Below are 19,620 nucleotides of genomic sequence, written 5' to 3' on the forward strand. Positions count from 1 at the left end.
GCGACGAATCTACTTATAATGTCTCGTCGTTTTACCGGTAAATTAGGAAAGCCTTATTATGTTAGAGAGGATTCGGGAAGGTTCGCAGAGCTTTACTGCCAAAGCCATTCTGGTATTAATCATTCTAACTTTTGCTCTGGCAGGCGTTGGTGGTTATATCACCAGCGGCACAGAAGACGCTGTAGCAGAAGTTAACGGGGAAGAAATTCCTCAAAGTGCTTATGACAGAGCCTATGAAAATGAGCGGAGCCGCTTACAAGAGCAGTTCGGCGATATGTTTTCCGCTATCACTTCAGACCCCAACTACATGAACAACGTACGAAGTGGTGTGCTGGAGCAGCTTATCGACCAGGAGTTAATGAGACAGTACGCAGAGTCTCAGGGAATGCGCGTTGGTGCAGACCAGGTAAAAGCTGCTATTCGAGATATTCCCCAGTTCCGTACAGCCGGGCAGTTCGATAATGACATTTACTTAATGTCACTACGAAATGCGGGGTATACGCCGGAGTCTTTTGCCAACCTAATGCAACAGGACATGACGCGTAACCAACTGCTGCGTGGGCTTGCCGGCAGTGAGTTCGTGCTTACGCCTGAAGCTTTAGCCTTTATGCGCCTGCAAAGCCAAACGCGCTCAGGTGGCTTCCTGGTACTTAACAACGAAGACTTTGCTGACTCAGTTGAAGTGACTGACGCTGACGTGGAAAGTTTTTATCAACAAAATCAGGATATGTTTCGTACAGAGGAACAGTTGAGTGTTGCTTATGTTGAATTGTCGCTGGCCGACATTGAGCAGTCAGTCGACATTGCTGAAGAAGAAGTGCGCGAATATTATGAACAGCGCCAACAACAGTATACGACTGAAGAAGAGCGTCGTGTTTCTCATATTTTAGTTGAGCATGATACTGAAAATGCGCAACAAAAAGTTGAGGACGCACTTCAGGAACTGGAAAATGGAGCGGACTTTGCTGAAGTTGCTGAGTCATATTCAGACGATACTTTCTCTGCTGAGCAAGGTGGTGACCTTGACTGGATAGAGAGAGGCGTAATGGATGAAGACTTTGATAACGCTGCATTTGCGCTTGAGAACGTTGGTGATACTTCAGGTGTTGTTGAGACCAGCTTCGGCTACCACATTATTAAGCTGACGGACTTACGCGCAGGCTCTGTGACACCTTTTGAAGACGTCAAAGACGAAGTGGAGCAGCGGCTATTGGCTCAACAAGCGGAAGATCGTTATTTCGAGTTGCAGCAACAGCTAGCGGAGATTTCGTTTGAGCAGCCTGACACGCTAGAGCCAGCAGCTGATGAGTTGGGTGTTGAGGTGAAGCGTACCGACTTATTTACTCGTGATCGCGCGCCGACACCGCTGAGTGACGATGTTGTGCTAAACAATATTTTCTCTGAACAGCTGATTGAAGAGAAGTTGAACAGTGAGATTATAGAAACCACCGACGATCGCTCACTTGTCGTCCGCGTTACAGAGCATCAGCCAGAGCGCGTGAAAGACATGGCTGAAGTTCGTGAGCAAATTGTTGAACAATTGCGTGTTGAGAAAGCTCAGCAGTTAGCGTTACAGCAGGCTCAGGAGCAAGCAGAGGAGTGGCGCGCAGGGGCAGAGCCGGGTGAACAAGTAACTCTTGTTGATAGTATTCAGCGTAATAATCGTGACTACTCAAGTACATTAGTTCAGGAGTTATTCAAACTTACCCCTAATGACGATGGTAAACCGGTTTATGAGGCTGTCACATTGCCCAATGGGGATGCAGCTATCGTTGCGTTAACGTCGGTAACAGCGGGTAACCCAGACGAAGCTCAAATGGACGGTTTAAAAGAGCAGTTACAAAACCGCAAGGCTCAGGTAATGCTGCAGTCATTTATTGATACGTTAAAAGCGGATGCAGAAATTCGCAGAATGCGTCTTCAGTAAATTACGAATGTATCGAGAAATAAAGGCCCGGCGTAATAGCGCCGGGCTTTTTTATTGCTTAAGATGGGTATAGTTGCGGTAAAGTCGAGCTTTGTTGTTTTACGTTCATGCTACCTATTTGCTTTCTGACTTTCTGATAAAGCGTTTTACCTTCAGTCCATTTAGAGCTACTAGCGTTATAAAGAGAAGCCTGTAGCGGCTTTATTTCTTCCTCAATATTTAAACGCTTAGCAACCTCAGCAAGACTATTAAAAGAACCATCCAAATGCGTTTTAGCCCAGTTGATAAGGCTCTCTTGTGCTGCTTTCGCATCGTTGTTTTTGCAGGCTTTCTGGAAGTCCTGCCATGACCTACTGCGGTTCAAATTATCTGCGCTTTCAGGCTTAACGGTTTTCTCCTGGCTTTTAACGCTTTTGCGTTTAATTAGCAGGTACAGGTTAAGCAGCAACGAAATAACTAAGCCGGCAGTTAAGGCAATAATGACCCAAACGGGTACTAATGGTTTAGAGGCAACAGTATTGATGTCCTGCTTCGCGGAGGTGTTTGCAGCTTTCTCGTTTGCAGTGTCTGGCCTGCTGTCAGTCGGCGCAGCCTCAGCGATATCGCTTTGCGTCATACCGGCAGGCATGATCACAGGCAGTGTCATATTATCCGTTTTAGCGATTGTCCGTTGCTGAGTCTTGGTGTTAAACCAGGGCAGTGTAAACTCAGGAATGACTAAATCCCCGGCTTGTTCCGGTACGAGCGCAAAACTGACGGTTTTTTGAGAAATAACCACACCATTTCGAGTGAAACTGTCGGTTTCATCGTTGTCTGGATATACCCTGAAACTGCTCGGAAAGTCCGGAGCTATTTCTGGCAATTGCTCAGGTTTAACCCCTACAGCCGTCAGCATATAAGACAATGTAATAGGCTCTCCTGCTTTATACTCGTCTTGCTCCGGACTTATTGACGCCGATAAGCTGACCAACTCGCTGGGTAACCAGTGCCCGGTCCATGAGTCCGGTACGGGTAGCACATTAACGTCAATGCCTTCGGCTATTGCACTAACCGGCTGGGTGTTTGAAAAAGAGGAAAAGATTGAGCGCTGTCCCTGAGTAAAGACTTCACCGTCAAAACGAGCGCCAGGTATGGTTATAGAGCCTGACTTGTTAGGCGTGATTTGATAAACGCGCTGGTAAATTTTATAACGGCGACCGTTGACCATTTGTGTGCTTTCTTCGTCGCGGCCTATCTGTTGCACATCGGCATTGTCGACCTGAGGCGGCACCAGGTTACCTTTATTTAAGTCGGCAGCCAGAAACAGTCGGGCAATATAGGTAATTGGCTGCTGGAAATAGACATTGGTTGAATCTACCTGGGCTTCGATAAAGGCAATTCTCTGTTCGGTGTCACTGTCTGTGCCTTGTTTAAGTACCTGCAAATTAATTGGTTTAGACGACACTCCCTTAATAGTAATTTCCGGAATGGTGTACTCGCCGGGAGACTGTGGAATAAGCACCGTGGTAAAGCGTGTTTGTTTGCTCAGGCTACCGTTTATCATTGAGGTTTGACGGCTGACAGAGGTGCGACCGACAACAAAGTCCTGCAGCAGCTTAGACGCCTCAAACGCATTATTTGATACGTCATCGTTAACCGTGACAGTCAGCACAAAAGACTCGTTTGCGGTTACTGGGTTTCTGTCGACCGTTGCTGTTACCTCAGTTACATCAGCACTTGCGGTCATACTGAATAACATGAGTAAAACAACGAGCAAGTTTACGGCTCTTACCATTTTTTCTTCTCTCCTTGTGGCTGAGAAGCTCTACGCTGGTTGCGGCGCTGGCTTTCCAATAACATCTTATTTCTTAGCAGTATGCTTGGATCATCCGGTACACGGTTCATCCATTGCTCTAATTGACGTGCTTTTTCAGGATCAATCTCGCCTTCTTTAAACTGAGTATTTTGTTGCTCTGCTTGACCTTCAGCGTTGTCATCTTGTTGCTTTCTTGCCTGCTCTTTCTCAGCTTTTTCTTGCTGACCCGGCTCTTGTTTATCTTGCTTCTGCTGTTGTTGAGAGTCTCTATTCTGGGGCTGTGACTGAGAATCTGAGTTGTCGCCTTGTTGGTTTTGTCCTTGGTTGTTGTTTTGGTTATTCCCCTGCTTATCATTCGATTGCTCAGAGTCTTTATCTGACTCTGAGTTTTCATCGCCTGACTCACCAGACTGCTCTTGTTGCTGCTTTTCTTGTAGCTTTTTCACAACGTCCAAATTTTCTTTGGCTTGCTGCCAGTCAGGCCGTTGCTCTAACGCTTGCTGGTAAGCTTCTGACGCCTGCTCGAACTGTTGTTCCTGAGCAAGCGCATTACCCCGGTTGAAGTGGGCTTCGGCCGAGTTGTCTTTGGCAAAAGAATCTGCTGCTTCAGCATACAAGCCTTGTTTGTAAAGTGCTGCGCCTTTTCGAAGTGGATCTGAACTTAGCCCGGATGCTTGCTCAAACTGTTCGTTCTGATAAAGCTGTTGGGCACGCTGCTCGTTGTTTAAAAATAGCGAACTCAGTACGCCTTCAGAGTTATTCGGTTCAGCCTCCTGAGCATAGGCCTTGGTGGTGGATAACGACATTGGGATAATGAATGCCAGTACAAGTGGTGTCAAAAGGGCGCCTTTACGCCAGCTTGCCAGTAATAAAGGCAAAATGAACAGTGCTACATAAGGACCCATATCTTTCCACGCATCTCCCCTCTGTTGTTGCTGGTTATCTTTACCTTCACGGCTAAGTGGTGGCAAAGCGGTGAGTGCATCAATGTCATCGTTAGTTGATGTCGCCTGCACAAAAACACCGTTAGTTATTTGTGCTAAGTCACTTAATCGGTCGGGAAATAATTTCGCTATGACGACCCGTCCGTTTTCTTTTACCAAGCTGCCATTAGTGTTTCGCACCGGGGCACCGTCTTCTGTGCCGACCCCTAAAATTGATACTCTGTGTTCAATATTGCGCAAGTAGTCTGTTAAAGGTTGCAAGTCGCGGCTGCTGATACCATCTGTTAACCAGTAAATATCGCCCTGAGGATATCCGGCGTTTGCCAGAAGTTCGTTAGCAAGCTTCAGAGCGCGCAAGGGCTCACTCCCTTCCAATGGCATTATTTCTGGCGACAATGAGGGTATTAAGTTGATTAAATTTCGGTTGTCAGCGGTTAACGGGCTAATGGTAAACGCGTCGTCGGCATAGGCAATTAAGCCAGTATCTCCGTCAAGACCGGAGCGCACTAGATCAATGGCTTTAAAACGCAACTGGGTCAGTCGGTTAGGCGTAACGTCTTCGGCTAACAGTGAAGGTGACATGTCCATAATAACCACCTGACCGGACTCTAACTGATAAACCGGTTGCGGCAGCTTTTCCCAAGTGGGTCCGGCAAGAGCCGCACTGGCAATAATTAGCATTAATGCGAGTCGGTGAATCGGCCAGCTGGATGCTTTGCCTCCTGAATTGACCAGCACCTTTGCTAAATGACCAGGAAGAAACTGATTCCATCCGGCTTCATGTTTATTTTGTCTAAGCAGTCGCCAGTACATAAGGGCAACAGGGAGCAAGGCAATAAGCCACCAGGGGCGAATAAAATGAAAGTCGCTCATTGTGACAACCTCCATGGCTTGTACCGACTTAGGGCAAGTGCAATTAAGGCAATAAAGCACAATGAAAGCGGCCAGTGGAACAAACTGACTCTGGGGCGAAGCTTCTGAGGGTCATCGTCCACAGGCTCCAATTCATCCAGCAATGTATAAATATTCTCGAGCTCTTCGGTACTTCTGGCGCGGAAATATTCGCCGCCGGTTTCACGCGCTAACTTTTGCATTAAAGGTATGTCTAAATCTCGGCTTGGATTGACGCGTCGTTGTCCGAAAAAGCTATCAACGACCACTTCTTCCGCGCCAACGGCAATTGGGTAAATAGTAACGTCATAACTTTTAGCCAGCTCTAGCGCTTGCTCTGGCGTCAGGTTACCCGCTGTACTTTGACCATCGGTTAATAAAATGAGTACGCGGTTGGTTTCTTCGTCTTGCTGAAAGCGCTTAACCGCAAGGGCTATCGCATCGCCAATGGCTGTTCTTTCACCAACCAGCCCAAGTACCGACTCATTCAGCATCTGTGCAATAGTCTGTCGGTCATAGGTCATTGGCGCCTGTAAATAAGCGGTGTCGCCAAATAAGATTAACCCCAGGCGGTCGCCTTCGCGACGTGTAATAAAATCGCTAAGCACATGTTTGACCATCGACAGCCGGTCGACCGACTGGCCGTTAATTTCCATATCGGCAATTTCCATACTGCCCGACAAGTCTACTGCCAGCATCATTTCCCGACCTTCAGAGCGGGTTGCAACCGGCTCACCTAACCATTGCGGGCGAGCTGTCGCTGAAACGAGCGACACCCATGCAATGGCTAGCACCGTTAAGAAAAACCACTGGTTCTTTATGGTCTGTTGTTCACTGGACAGTCCATATAAATTGGGCAGCCGAATAGCCGAGCGGGTGTTTTTGCGAGCGGGTATTAACCACCAGACCAACGCTGGCAGTGGTAATAAAAGAAACATCCAGGGCCAGGCAAACTCAAACATTGTGCTCTCCCGGCATTTTACTCAGGTCTAACTGCAACCATTGGCAGCCAACTGCTTTGTATAGCTCACAAAATGCATTACTTGCTTGTCCGTATAGCTCACTATTAATGTCGTATTGCTGTAATTCTGCATTAAAGTGTTGCTGCGACTTTTTGCTCATACCTGAGAGTAAAAACGTGAGCCACCTTTGGCCGTGCAAGTTAGAAACCCTCTGCTGTGGGTAATACGCGAGTGCCACTTGTTTAAGCAGTAGGGTGACTTGCTCTGTGGTGGCTGGCACTAATATCTTTAATTGCTTGTAGGCCTCCCGACGAGCCCGCGCCTTTAAGCGCCGTTGAACCAGCCAATAACTAATGAACGCTACAATTGCGATGAATAATAAGACGCTACCAAGGCTCCACCAGGTCGGTGGCCACCAACTGGCATCAGCTGGCGGAACAATGTCATGTAACTGACTGAGCGATGCCTGCTGTATCATGAAATATCGCTCCACTGTACTTCAATCGGTTGTGCGCTGCTAACTGGAGTAAACAGCAGCTGTCGGTTTGCAAAACTTTTTTCAAGCGCTTGCCAGTGGCTCCGGGCCGCGTTTGCGTACGTGTCTGTCTGACGTTTATTGGTTAAGTCGATATCGACTTGTTGTTGGCCATTAGATACGGCTAAAGGCTGGATGGAATGCCCCTGAGGAAGCGACTTTTCCATCGGGTCATAAACACCATAGCAACGCACTAGGTTATGTTTCGATAACACCTGCAGCCCATCAATAATGCTTTTGTCGGCGCTATGAAAGTCACTAATAACATGAATAATACTGCCGGGCTTAACCAGTTGACGTAATCGCTTCAGCGACTCAGACATAGGTTCTGCGGGTGTCGATGCCTGTTTCTGCCAGCGCGTTAAGCTGTCTTTACTCACGTCAACAAGACCATGCAGTAGCCGTAACACGCCTTGTTGGCGCGCGGCCGGTTTAAATTCGTTATGAAGCCAGCCGTTACTTATTAGCCCGCCGACACGGTCACCTTTGTGCTGCGCCTGCCAGGCAATAGCCGCAGCAAGGTGCGCAGCCTGGACTGACTTAAATACAAACTCACTGCCAAATAGCTGAGATAATGACAAATCGACCCAAATGAACACGGGCTTTTCTTTTTCTTCCCGGTACAGCTTGGTATGAGCTTTACCGGTTCTGGCTGTCACGCGCCAGTCAATGGCACGAATATCGTCGCCGGCTTGATAATGCCTTACTTCGTCAAACTCCATACCACGCCCCCGGACTTTACTGAGTAAAGGGCCGGATACCGTTGTTCGCGGCAGCGTTTTTTTATGCTTAGCAAAAGCGGCAATTTTACTGCGATAATACATTAGCTCCTGCATACCCAGCGAAATGCCGTCGGTATGCAGTTGTTTTAGCCATTGTGACACGTCCAGTTGAGGCATTATGGTGCTGGCACCAGTTTCAGTATTGTATCGATAACTTGATCGTGCGTGACGCCGTCAGCTTCAGCCTGATAACTCAGTATAATTCGGTGGCGCAATACGTTATGGCAAATGGACATAATGTCGTCCGGAGTCACAAAGTCACGACCGGCCAACCAAGCTTGAGCTCGTGCGCAGCGCTCTAATGAAATAGTGGCACGCGGGCTGGCGCCATAACCAATCCATGAAGCCAGGTTGGCGTCATAGTGCTGAGGTTGGCGAGTGGCGATAATTAACTGAACTAAATAATTTTCTACCGCGTCGTCCAGATACACTTCCAGGACTTCTTTACGAGCATTGAATAAGTCTGCCTGCGTCAGCGGTTTTGGAGCTGGCATTTGCTCGTTTAATGCTTCACCACGGGTAAGCCTGAGAATTTTTTGTTCGGTTTTTGCGTCAGGATAGTCCAGCTTCAAATGCATTAAGAAGCGGTCTAACTGTGCTTCTGGGAGAGGATAGGTGCCTTCCTGCTCTAGCGGGTTCTGTGTCGCCAACACCATAAATAAGTCAGACAGCGGATAGCTGCGTTGACCAACGGTAATTTGACGTTCAGCCATAGCCTCCAGTAGTGCAGACTGAACCTTGGCCGGAGCCCGGTTTATTTCGTCCGCTAAAATCAAGTTATGGAACAAAGGACCTTGCTGGAACTCAAAAGTCCCGGTCTCGGGACGGTAAATATCCGTACCGGTCAAGTCAGCGGGTAGTAAGTCGGGAGTAAACTGAATACGGTGAAAATCGCCCTCAATGCCATTCGCTAAGCTCTGCACTGCGCGAGTTTTGGCAAGGCCTGGCGGTCCTTCCACCAATAAGTGTCCATCGGCTAATACCGCGATTAATAAATTACGGGTAAAGTCGGGTTGTCCCAGAACCTGCTGATTCAGGTAGTCTTGTAATTGTTGAAATGCTGTCGATGACATCTTGACTCCAGGCTGTCGAATCCGGTGAAAAGTGACTATGCTGTCAGTACCGTTTATGCAATGACAGTAACAATGTAGTCTTTGTTCCGAATTTTCAATTGTATTGCCATACTGTACCGAAAACGAAGGTTTTAATCTGCTCTATTAAGCGCTAGAATTTGTAACATATTTTGTGGTCAGACCAGTAATGGTTGATGAAGCGAGGAAAAGTTATGTCAGAAGCACAGCAAGTGCGTACCGTTAACGGTGAACGTATCGCCTTTGTGTCGGGGTTACGAACGCCGTTTGCTAAGCAGGCAACAGAGTTTCACGGCGTGCCCGCCGTTGATCTTGGCAAAATGGTCGTTCAGGAGCTGGTGAATAAAACCGGCATTGAAGGCGAATGGGTCGAGCAGCTGGTATTCGGGCAAGTGGTTCAAATGCCGGAAGCGCCGAATATTGCCCGTGAAATTGTGTTAGGCACCAGCTTGCCAGTGAACACCGACGCTTACAGTGTGTCACGTGCGTGTGCAACGAGCTTTCAGTCTGCGGTTAATATTGCAGAAGCAATGATTGCCGGACATATTCGCGGTGGTATTGCCGGCGGTGCTGATTCTTCGTCGGTATTGCCTATCGGTGTTAGTAAGCGCTTAGCTCGCGCATTGGTTGATCTTAATAAAGCGAAAACTCTGGGGCAGCGTTTATCCATTTTAAAACGTCTTAAGTTTAAAGATTTACTGCCAGTGCCGCCGGCCGTTGCTGAGTACTCAACCGGTTTGAGCATGGGGCAGACTGCAGAGCAAATGGCTAAAACCCACAGTATTAGTCGTGCTGACCAGGACGAGCTGACCGTACGCTCGCATCAAAAAGCGCACGCAGCGTGGGAAGCAGGATGGCTGGACAGCGAAGTTATGACAGCCTATCCGGAGCCTTATAACAAACACTTAAGCCGCGACAACAATATTCGAGGTGACAGCCAGGTCGACAAACTCTCTAAGTTGAAACCGGTGTTTGACCGCAAACACGGTTCGGTTACAGCGGCCAATAGTACGCCGTTAACCGATGGTGCTTCAGCGGTATTGATGATGACAGAAAGCCGGGCAAAAGAGTTAGGGCTACCTGTGTTGGGCTATTTACGCAGCTACGCATTTGCGGCATTGCAGGTCGAAGAAGATATGCTGATGGGACCGTCTTACTCTACGCCGGTTGCTCTGGACAGAGCAGGCATGACGTTAAATGATCTCGATTTAATTGACATGCACGAAGCTTTTGCGGCGCAAACGCTAGCCAATATGAAAATGTTTGCTAGTGACAAATTTGCGAAAGCGAAGCTGGGGCGCGATAAAGCCATTGGCGATATTGATATGGACAAGTTTAACGTACTGGGCGGCTCAATTGCCTACGGGCATCCGTTTGCAGCGACAGGAACGCGTATGATCACGCAAACGCTGAACGAATTGCATCGTCGCGGCGGTGGTGTCGGTCTGACAACAGCCTGTGCCGCTGGTGGTTTAGGTGCTGCAATGATTGTGGAGACAGAATAATGAGTCAGGATAAAGCATTCACGATGGATATACGCGACGACGGTGTAGCTGTTGTCACAATTGATGTTCCGGGTGAGTCGATGAACACCTTAAAAGACTCATTTGCAGACGAGGTTGGCTCGTTGCTGAACAAGTTGGAAAGCGACAGCTCAATTAAGGGCGTTGTTTTTATCAGTGGTAAACCCGGCTCGTTCATTGCCGGTGCCGATATTAATATGATTAACGACTGCGAAACCGCTGCAGATACAGAAAGTCTGGCTCGTAAAGGACAAGCCATGTTTGACCGTATTGAGCAGTTGAATGTACCGGTTGTAGCCGCCATTAATGGTGCCTGCCTTGGTGGTGGACTTGAGCTGGCTATGGCGTGTCATGTACGTGTCTGTACTGACAATTCGAAAACAGTACTTGGTTTGCCGGAAGTGCAATTAGGCCTTCTGCCAGGCAGTGGCGGCACACAGCGTTTGCCACGTTTGGTGGGTATTCAGCAGGGCTTAACCATGATGCTAACCGGCAAGCAACTCCGCGCGAAGCAAGCGAAGAAAGCGGGCTTAGTGACAGAAGTTGTGCCGCAAAGTATTTTACTGGATGTAGCAGTTGAACACGCACTGAAGCGCAAGCCGAAAGCCAGTAAGCCGCCTCTAAAAGGCTTTAGTAAGGTTCTGGAAGGCACGAAGTTTGGCCGCGATATTATCTTCAAAAAAGCGGGTGAGCAGGCGCAGAAAAAAGCGCATGGAAATTATCCGGCTATTGATAAAATTATTCAGACGGTGCGCGAAGGTGTTGAACGAGGGCACGAAGCCGGGTTAGATAAAGAAGCGCGCAGTTTTGGCGAGTTAGCTATGACACCTGAGTCGTATCAGCTTCGTCAGATATTCTTTGCAACCACTGAAATGAAGAAAGAGACCGGTGCTGATGGCGTTGAACCAGACCCAATAAAGCGCGTTGGCGTTCTTGGTGGTGGCTTGATGGGCGGCGGTATTGCTTATGTTACGGCAGCAAAGGCGAATATTCCCGCGCGCATTAAAGACATTGCCGAAGACGGTGTTCGCCACGCACTGCATTACAGCTATGAGCGCTTAATCAAGAAAGTGAAGCGTAAACATATGCGCCGTGCTGAGTATGAGAAAACCATGCTTATGCTAAGCGGTACGCTGGACTATAGCGGTTTTGAGCGCACCGATGTGGTTATAGAAGCGGTCTTTGAAGACTTGGATCTTAAGCAAAAAATGGTGGCTGACATTGAAGAGCACGCAAGTGAGTCGACTATTTTTGCTACCAACACCAGTTCATTGCCTATCACGCAAATTGCGGCTAAGGCAAAGCGACCGGAACAGGTTATTGGTCTGCATTACTTCTCTCCGGTCGACAAAATGCCGCTGGCAGAAATCATTACCCACGAGGGGACCTCTGATAAAACCATTGCGACCACGGTGGCATTGGCGAAAAAACAAGGTAAGACACCTATTGTGGTAAAAGACGGCGCTGGTTTTTACGTAAACCGTATTTTGGCGCCTTATATGAATGAGGCGGCGCGCCTGATGCTTGCTGGTGAGCCTATTGAAAAACTGGATAAAACCTTAGTTAAGTTCGGCTTCCCAGTCGGGCCCATGACTCTTTTAGATGAAGTGGGTATTGATGTCGCGGCAAAAGTGGCACCAATTTTGGTTAACGAATTGGGCGACAGATTCGAAGCGCCGCAAGCCTTCGAAAAGCTGATTGATGACGACCGTAAAGGTAAGAAGAACCAGAAGGGTTTCTACAAGTACGGTAAAGGCGTTAAAGGTAAGCCGGTTGATACATCCGTTTATTCGCTATTGGGTGTTGATCCTAACGAGAGTAAATCAGCAGAAGATATCGTCGATATTTGTTTGCTACCGATGTTGAATGAAGCTGTTTACTGCTTGCAAGAAGGCATTATTCGTAGCCCGCGTGACGGCGACATAGGCGCTATTTTCGGTATTGGTTTTCCGCCATTCTTAGGTGGACCGTTCCGCTATATGGACAGCCAGGGGATTGGTAGCATTGTCGCTAAATTGGAAGCTTTAGCGTCAGAAAGAGGCGAGCGCTACACACCAGCACCACTGCTAAAAGAAATGGCAAAAAACGGCGAGCGCTTTTACTCTTAAGTGAACGTTTAAACGTCAACCACGTCTGCTGTATGTTGCTTGATAAATTCAATAAAACTATCAGCAGGCATTGGTTTCGCGTAATAAAAGCCTTGGATGTATTCGCATTCAAGGCTTTTTAATTGCTCAAGCTGAGCTTCAGATTCAACCCCTTCTGCAATGACTTTCAGACCCAGGTTATGAGCCATACCAATAATCGACGCAACCATACTGCGGTCTTTTGAGCTTGTCGTGATGTCATCGATAAAGGCTTTGTCTATTTTTAAGCTGTCCATAGGGAAGCGCTTAAGGTAAGCCAGTGACGAATAACCCGTTCCGAAGTCATCAAGAGCCAGTTTAACTCCCATATCGGATAGGTTTTCCATCATAATAATGGCTCTCTCGGGGTCACTCATGACCATGCCTTCGGTTATTTCAAACTCAACGTGGCGTGGGGGCAATGACTCCTGGCGCAATATACTTTCTATCTGCAAAGCCAGTCCAGACTGCATAAACTGACGAGCTGACAGGTTAATAGCAATGGTTTTGGGCGCGCCCGGGTACTGCATAAAGACCCTCATATCTTGACATGACTGGCGCAGTACTTGTTCGCCAAGTTCAATAATCAGGCCTGTTTCTTCAGCCAGAGGAATAAAGTCAGCTGGACTTATCTGAGAGCCATCATCACTATTTATTCTTGCCAGCGACTCTATACCGGCAATGTGCCCAGTATGAACCTCAACCTTTGGTTGATAGTAAACTTCAACGCCATTATTTTTCAAAGCTGCACGCAGTTGGTTTTCCAGTTTCAGCCGTTGCACGGCATTTTCGTTCATCGACTGACTGAAAAATTGATAGCAGTTTCCACCGCGCTGTTTGGCGTGGTACATGGCCATATCGGCCTTTTGTAGGAGCTCTTGCGAGGTAATGCCGTCGTGTGGAAATAGAACAATACCAATAGAGCTACCAATAACAATATCTTGATTATTAACGGAATAGGGTTCAGCGATGGTTCTGTTTATCTTGTGCGCTAAGTCACCGATAAGGTGCAAGTCGGTGCTGTCTTCAATCAGCAAGCCGAACTCATCACCACCCAGTCGGTACAGTGTGTCCTGCCGCCGACTAATATCCATAAGCCGCTCAGCAACCAGGCAGAGCAAGTCATCACCAACTTCATGTCCCAGCGAGTCGTTGACCTTTTTAAAATCGTCTAAGTCAAATAGTAACAGGGTGTGAGAGACTTTCTTACGCACTAAGTTTGAGTGACTCACCTGAAAGTAAGAGCGGTTTGGCAGACCGGTTAAGGTATCCGTATTGGAAAGGCGTCTTAGCTCGCTCTCGGTGCGCTGGCGCTCCGTAATATCAGAAAAGCTGGCGACGATGAAAGACAAAGCGCCTTCGTCATCATGAACGGCATCCAGGGTAAGCTCTATTAAGAACTCACTACCGTCAGCTTTAATGTCGGTTAACTCTCCACGCCAGGTACCTTCTTTTATGACCGTGCGTTTAATTTGGTTAGTAAACTCTTCAGAATAAAGATCAAGGTGGAAGCTTTTTCCCAAAGCTTGCTCACGGGGGTAGCCTAAAATGCGCTCAAAAGCCTTGTTTACTTCTACCTTCTTGAAAAAGCGGTCGAAAATACAAATGCCATCGGAAATGTTGGTAATAGAAGCTGCCAACATATCAATTCGGTCTTGCGAGCTAACTAAGCTGCTAACGTCGCTGAGCGTGCCATGCATGACATCGACGCCGTTTTGCTTCTCGATCCTGCCTTGATCCAATACCCAAAGCCAGGCGCCGTTATTGTTTATTCGATAGGAACACTCGTAATATTCCGTTTGCCCATTTACATGGTTATCTATTGCCTCTTGTAAGCGGTTAACGTCACCTGGGTGAATATTTGATGAAGTGTTTTCCGGTGACTTAAGGCGACGACCATCGACCGGAAACGCAGGGCAGTCTGGCCAAATATACTGCCTCAATAGTTCACCTGTAGAGAGGTTCCACTGCCAATACTGGCTGCGACTGAACTGAAGCGCTTTTGCCTGACCATTCAGTGACGTAGTAAGGTTCGTTAGTTGCTTGAGCTTAAAACGATAGAGGACAATGGTAATACCAAGAGCGAGTAAAGCGACAATGCTATACCCCAAAATTGCGTAGGGAGTTGTCCAAAAAGAATGAGTGATGCTATAGCTTGTTTCATTCTGTGCGTACCAGTTCTCTCCGTTTAAAGAGGCCTGAGCAGTAAGCTGATAGGTGCCTGGAAATGGCTGGTTCAGTTGTAATGGCAGTTCGCTATGTTGAATGTAAGACCATGCAGTTTGATTCTTATCGAGCTTGTAGCGATAGGTGAGTGTGTTACCGACTCTGGAAAACGGTAACGAAAACCAAGCTTCTGCCGCACCGCCCGAAGGCTTAATATCTATGGCAAGGGAGGCGTTTTTTAGCGGCAGCGCCGGGTTTATTTTTTTTCTTTCAGATATTTCAGAAAACGGATTAATGGCATAAGCATTGTTTTCTGAATGTAGCCACAATGTCTCGCCTAAACGAGTGAGCCAAAATGAATCATTTATGTTTAGGCCGTAGTCAAGGCGTTGCCATTCGCTTTCCACCGTATTGTATTTATACAGCTGGTGTGTTTTCGTCAACAAGAAGATATCGTCAGAGTAGGCTTCGATATCAGCAACGTTTTCAATGCTTACCGGCGACTCTGCGATAGTTATAATTTCTTTTTTTATAAAGTCGTAATTAACCATTCCCAAGTCAGACTGTATCCAGTACTGATGTTCGCTTGTCTGAGTATAGCTACCCGTTCTCTTTAACGATTCTGGTAAATGAGATTTGATACTATCAGGCAAATGGTTAGGGACAGTGTAGTGTTTTAATATCGCTGGCGCATAAGAATTTGGTATTTCGACGAGCCCATTCGACGAGGTTGCCAGAAACAGGTCACCGTTATTAGAAAACTCAATTTTCCCCGTGGCTGGGCTTTGCGTTAATTGCGCTAACTGTTTGTTACTGTAACTGTAGAGCCCTTGTTCGGTGGCTATGAATAATTGGTTATCGTGCCTTTCAATATCGGTAACGACCGCTTTTAGCTCATTAATTCGTTGTGGGGTTTGAACGCTGCGAAGCTCATTATTAAGTAACCTCAACCCGCTATTGGTCGCTAGCCAAAATGCGCTTTCAAACCATGTTATTGCTTTAACTTCAGAGGCATCTATAGTGTCTGATATGGGGTTGCTCTTTGTTACTGAGAAAACGTTATCGGAGTAACCATCCCATACATAGATACCTCCGGAGCCGCTGCTCAACCAAAACCAGCCACCGTGAAACTCAATAAAGTGGATATTCGTTACTGGTTGCCCGTTATAGTTAAGCGCTTTTTCTTTAAAGTGCTGAGTTTGCGGATTGAATGTGAGCAGGCTCTCAGAGGTTCCGATAAATAACAGGCCATCCTGTCCTTTAGTGAAGGTGTTCACTTTGAAAGCGGTTGTGTCATGCTTTGGAAAAAGGGTTGAAGTCCATTCACCGTTTTTTTGAAGACGCCATAAACGATGATCTGTAGTCGTCCATAAAGAATTGCCAATAGTTAATAGGGTGCCTGAACCGGCATGGTTAACTGCATCGATGTTCAGGCCATTGATATTGTCTAGGTCAACACCGTCGTACCGGGCTAAACCCTTGGCGGTTGATAGCCATAGAAAGCCTTGAGGACCTATTTCGATGTCGCGAATATAATTGCTGGGTAGACCATTGGCAGATGACAGGAACCTAACACCCTCTGGTTGAAGGTCCAGCGTAGAGGTAGGTTGAGCCATTAGCTGACTCGTGAATGAAAGCAAAAAGAATACTGCGGCGTTGGCCCACGCCCTCGTATACAAAGTAAATGTCACAGAGTACCCAGTAGGCCGCTAAAACGGCTCTTTTTGTTAATATGCTGTTAAGTTATCGGTTTGATAACCCGCTGTCAAAGCCTATTTTACTTGGCTTGCTAGCTTGTTTGAAGCCTCAACCAACCTGAATTTTGTGACAATTTTTGTCGTATGTCAGTCAGCCAGTCGGTTAATTGATAATTATCAAGTGCGTCCAGTAATCTGAGCTGGCGGTTAAATGATGTGTCACCCAATTGAATAGCACCCCATAAGCGTTGACTCTTAACCCGAAGGTTTCTGTCGCGTGTGCGTATTTGTTGTTGAAGAACCGCCTTGGTGTGGTGCCACACCTTCAGAGTGGTTGTGTCTAGTTGACTGAATAGCTTTTCAAGGCTGTCTGAAACTTCGCCAAATAAGGTGTCGGTTGATGCACTATTGGATTGAACGAAAAATAAAATGCCGGGTAGACGCTGAATAGGAAAGTATTGACTACCCGCCGCATAACCTAACTGTTTCTCGGTGCGGATATCATGAAAGAACGCTTGATGTACTAACTGCTGAAGTAACATATAGCAAATTTGCTCTCGCTCACTGTCATTGTTGCCTTGCTGATAAAGTAAAATAGCGTTATCAGGATGAGAGCAGGGAACCTCAAGTTCTTGGTTAGAAAATTCGCTGACTTTTTTAACCGAATCTCTGTCTTTTTGTGCCGGGCGCTCAGTGGGCAAGTTTGCCTGAATAAGTTCAGCAAGTTCGTGCGCTTGACGCGTTTGCCAGTCTCCGTGCATAAAGGCTTTTATATACACTGGCTCGAACATTCTCTCTAATGCTTGAGTAAACTCACGAAAAGATAAAGCAGAGAGCTGGTTGGCAAGCTCGGGCAGCCTAAAAAGTCCAGGTTGTAATTGCTGATTGAGCTCTGCGAAAAGCTTGTTTAAAGGTTGATTTTGATGCGCAGATTGCCAGTTGGCAACTAGGGTTTGCTTTATATCTCGGAAACGACGGTGCGCAAATTTAAGCACTAAGGCGCGTTTCATTAAATGTGACATTAACGGAAGTTGCCCCTCTGACAATCCCGTTGTGTGAATAACAATACCTTGCTGAGTGGGGTAAATATTAAAATGCAGCCCGGCAACTTCAGCGTCATAAAGATCATCATTTAAGGCGTCTATAATGAGTTCAGACCAAAGTCGGGCAATTGCGAAGTAATAAGCTGAACTGGTTACTGCAGGTAATTTCAATGCTAAATAAATATGCCCCTTAGGTACGCGGAACTCGGTATCTTGCAAGTGCCACAGCTCCATCAAATCGGAACTTGAAATGCATTCCGGCAGTAACGTCTCGTTTTCTAGTGGTTGCGGGTGTAACCGGTCATTTATAAAACGGTTGCGCTCGGGCAGTTTGGCGATGAACTCTGCGGGTGTTTGACTAAGCTTCGTTAATTGCGACTCAGTGAGTTTTTCTACGCTGTATTGAGTATTGTAAATAGGCGCTTCCCGATCGGTTTTGACATCAGGAGCGATTAACGTAATACGACTGTGTTTTGGCGTCATTAACGTCAGTAATTTTTCAGCGTAAGCATTATTAAGCTCATCCATTCGATAGTCACCGTAAATGGTGTCTTCCAAACTATAATGAAAAGCGTTGATGCTTAATTGGCTGGCTAATTCACCGACGGGCGTTGGCTCCTGATAAAGAAAGCTTAACTCAGACGTAATTTTTCTTTCTTGATAACGCCAGTCTTCTATTCCCTCGGTTTTCACCTTTCGCAAGTAAGCAAAAACCCATTGCAGTATGGTGTCGATATTTTTTCGACCCGATAGGGTTAGCTGAATGTTGACATTAAAGTCTTTAAAGTTGCTACCGCTAATCCCTCCGCCAGCAGATAAAGAGTTTATCCAGCCTTTGTCGCGTAAGCAGTTAAATAAACTGCCGGGACCTTCGTACCCGACAATATGCGCAATAAAACTGGTGGTTTTGTTTCGGTAATCCTGGTCAATGCCTGGTAACGGAAAGGTGAGAATAAGGCGGTAGGCATCTTTTAATGGTTTTACCTGAATGAAAAGGCCTTTTTGTTCCTCAGTATACAGAGGTTCAGTTATGGCCGTTTTTGGTTGTGCATGATTTTGAAAGTCAGAAAAATGACGAGTCGCGATAGCCTCTAGTTCTGTCAACGATTGTGGACCGGCAAGTACCAGCTGCATTCGATTTGCGCTGAAATGAGACTCATAAAAGCGCTTAAGCTTCTGTTGTAAAGTACCGTGCTCATCATCTTTTAAGGTATTTAAGTTTCCAACAGAAAACAGAGAAAAGGGATGATCCTGATTAGCCGTCACTTTATGAACCTGATACAGGCGACGTAACTCATCTTTTTGTTTTAAACGAAACTCAGACTCAATGGACTGTTTTTCTTTTTGAATCCACTTATCGGAAAAAAGAGGCTCTTTTAAAATTGAGGCAAAACGCTCAAATGCGGCTTCAAGTGCGTTTGCATTACAGTCAAAGTGGAAATTAGTAAATTCAGTGCCTGTCCAGGCGTTGTGCTGACCGCCATGAGCGCTAAGAAAATCATTGAAGGCGCTGGGCTCAGGGTAAGACTGGCTGCCCATGAAAAACATGTGCTCTAGAAAGTGAGCGAGACCTTGGGTATGCGGCGGATCGTCAAAGTGACCTGCACTGATGGCTATGGAGCCTGCCGCTTTCACGCTATCAGGACAATGGACTAACAGCACTTTAAGTTGGTTATCTAAAACCAAGTGCTGATAGTCACGCTTGTCACTGGGACTTCGGACAACACGGACGAGCTCATCAGTCTTTGAGGAGTTCGCCATAATGCTCCTTAGTTCATATTAGGTTTTTATTGATCGAGAGGCTGATCAAACTGATCTGACTTAGCGAAGTCGCCGCTTAAATCACTTAAACGTTCGTTATTGAAAGTTAAGATCAGTTCTTTACGGTAAACTTTACCTTCGTTCGGGTTCATATTGTACAAGTACACCCAGCGATCTGAGTCGAAGCTGTTTTCAGCGACAGGCTTGCCTAATACGTAAATAACCTGCTCTTCAGTCATTCCGACACGAAGCTTATCAACATCGTCTTGCTCAAGGTAATTGCCTTGAGGAATATCTATTCTGTAAACCATGCTATCGAGCACAGAGCAACCACCTAAGCTCAGCAATGCGGCGATACAAACTGCAAATTTGGTCAT

The 19,620-nt window shown here is 46.7% G+C and carries 12 protein-coding genes; 3 read left to right on the top strand and 9 right to left on the bottom strand.

The window, feature by feature from the left end:
• Positions 1-58 precede the first annotated feature (58 nt).
• A complete protein-coding gene (locus tag B3850_RS08790) occupies positions 59-1,927 on the top strand; it encodes a SurA N-terminal domain-containing protein (protein WP_286875207.1) in 1,869 nt (622 codons plus the stop codon).
• A gap of 58 nt (positions 1,928-1,985) precedes the next feature.
• Here the strand turns inward: B3850_RS08790 and B3850_RS08795 are convergent, their stop codons facing one another.
• The 6 genes from B3850_RS08795 to B3850_RS08820 are packed head-to-tail and all read right to left on the bottom strand — an operon-like array spanning position 1,986 to position 8,909.
• A complete protein-coding gene (locus tag B3850_RS08795; RefSeq protein ID WP_286911652.1) occupies positions 1,986-3,701 on the bottom strand; it encodes a BatD family protein in 1,716 nt (571 codons plus the stop codon).
• Positions 3,695-5,539 (bottom strand): vWA domain-containing protein, encoded by a 1,845-nt coding sequence (locus B3850_RS08800; RefSeq protein WP_286875202.1) that lies wholly within the window; start codon positions 5,537-5,539, stop codon positions 3,695-3,697. Before B3850_RS08800 ends, B3850_RS08795 begins: the two co-directional genes overlap by 7 nt.
• Positions 5,536-6,519 (bottom strand): vWA domain-containing protein, encoded by a 984-nt coding sequence (locus B3850_RS08805; RefSeq protein WP_286875200.1) that lies wholly within the window; start codon positions 6,517-6,519, stop codon positions 5,536-5,538. Before B3850_RS08805 ends, B3850_RS08800 begins: the two co-directional genes overlap by 4 nt.
• Entirely contained in the window at positions 6,512-6,997 is a 486-nt protein-coding gene (locus B3850_RS08810; protein WP_286875198.1) for a DUF4381 domain-containing protein, read from the bottom strand. Before B3850_RS08810 ends, B3850_RS08805 begins: the two co-directional genes overlap by 8 nt.
• On the bottom strand, positions 6,994-7,953 hold the full coding sequence (locus B3850_RS08815) for a DUF58 domain-containing protein (RefSeq protein WP_286875196.1): 960 nt from the start codon (positions 7,951-7,953) through the stop codon (positions 6,994-6,996). The genes B3850_RS08810 and B3850_RS08815 overlap by 4 nt, the downstream gene beginning before the upstream one ends.
• Positions 7,953-8,909: an AAA family ATPase gene (locus B3850_RS08820; protein WP_286875193.1), complete on the bottom strand. Its 957-nt coding sequence runs from the start codon at positions 8,907-8,909 to the stop codon at positions 7,953-7,955. The genes B3850_RS08815 and B3850_RS08820 overlap by 1 nt, the downstream gene beginning before the upstream one ends.
• A gap of 212 nt (positions 8,910-9,121) precedes the next feature.
• Between B3850_RS08820 and fadI the strand changes: the two genes are divergently transcribed.
• Both fadI and fadJ read left to right on the top strand, forming a co-directional pair.
• Positions 9,122-10,432 carry an acetyl-CoA C-acyltransferase FadI gene (gene fadI / locus B3850_RS08825; RefSeq protein WP_286911653.1) on the top strand — a complete coding sequence of 437 codons (1,311 nt, stop codon included), beginning with the start codon at positions 9,122-9,124 and terminating at the stop codon, positions 10,430-10,432.
• On the top strand, positions 10,432-12,558 hold the full coding sequence (gene fadJ / locus B3850_RS08830) for a fatty acid oxidation complex subunit alpha FadJ (RefSeq protein ID WP_286875189.1): 2,127 nt from the start codon (positions 10,432-10,434) through the stop codon (positions 12,556-12,558). The genes fadI and fadJ overlap by 1 nt, the downstream gene beginning before the upstream one ends.
• A gap of 8 nt (positions 12,559-12,566) precedes the next feature.
• On the opposite strand, the gene B3850_RS08835 is transcribed toward fadJ, so the two are convergent.
• The 3 genes from B3850_RS08835 to B3850_RS08845 form a co-directional block, all read right to left on the bottom strand.
• Positions 12,567-16,358, bottom strand: a complete 3,792-nt coding sequence (locus B3850_RS08835; protein WP_286911654.1) for an EAL domain-containing protein — start codon at positions 16,356-16,358, stop codon at positions 12,567-12,569.
• A 173-nt stretch (positions 16,359-16,531) separates the two neighbouring features.
• Positions 16,532-19,243, bottom strand: coding sequence for an insulinase family protein (locus tag B3850_RS08840; RefSeq protein WP_286876266.1), 2,712 nt, complete (start codon positions 19,241-19,243; stop codon positions 16,532-16,534).
• 26 nt (positions 19,244-19,269) lie between these two features.
• Positions 19,270-19,620 (bottom strand): outer membrane protein assembly factor BamE, encoded by a 351-nt coding sequence (locus B3850_RS08845; RefSeq protein WP_126750993.1) that lies wholly within the window; start codon positions 19,618-19,620, stop codon positions 19,270-19,272.

The organism is Idiomarina sp. UBA4520 (assembly GCF_002388365.1).
GTDB lineage: Bacteria > Pseudomonadota > Gammaproteobacteria > Enterobacterales > Alteromonadaceae > Idiomarina > Idiomarina zobellii.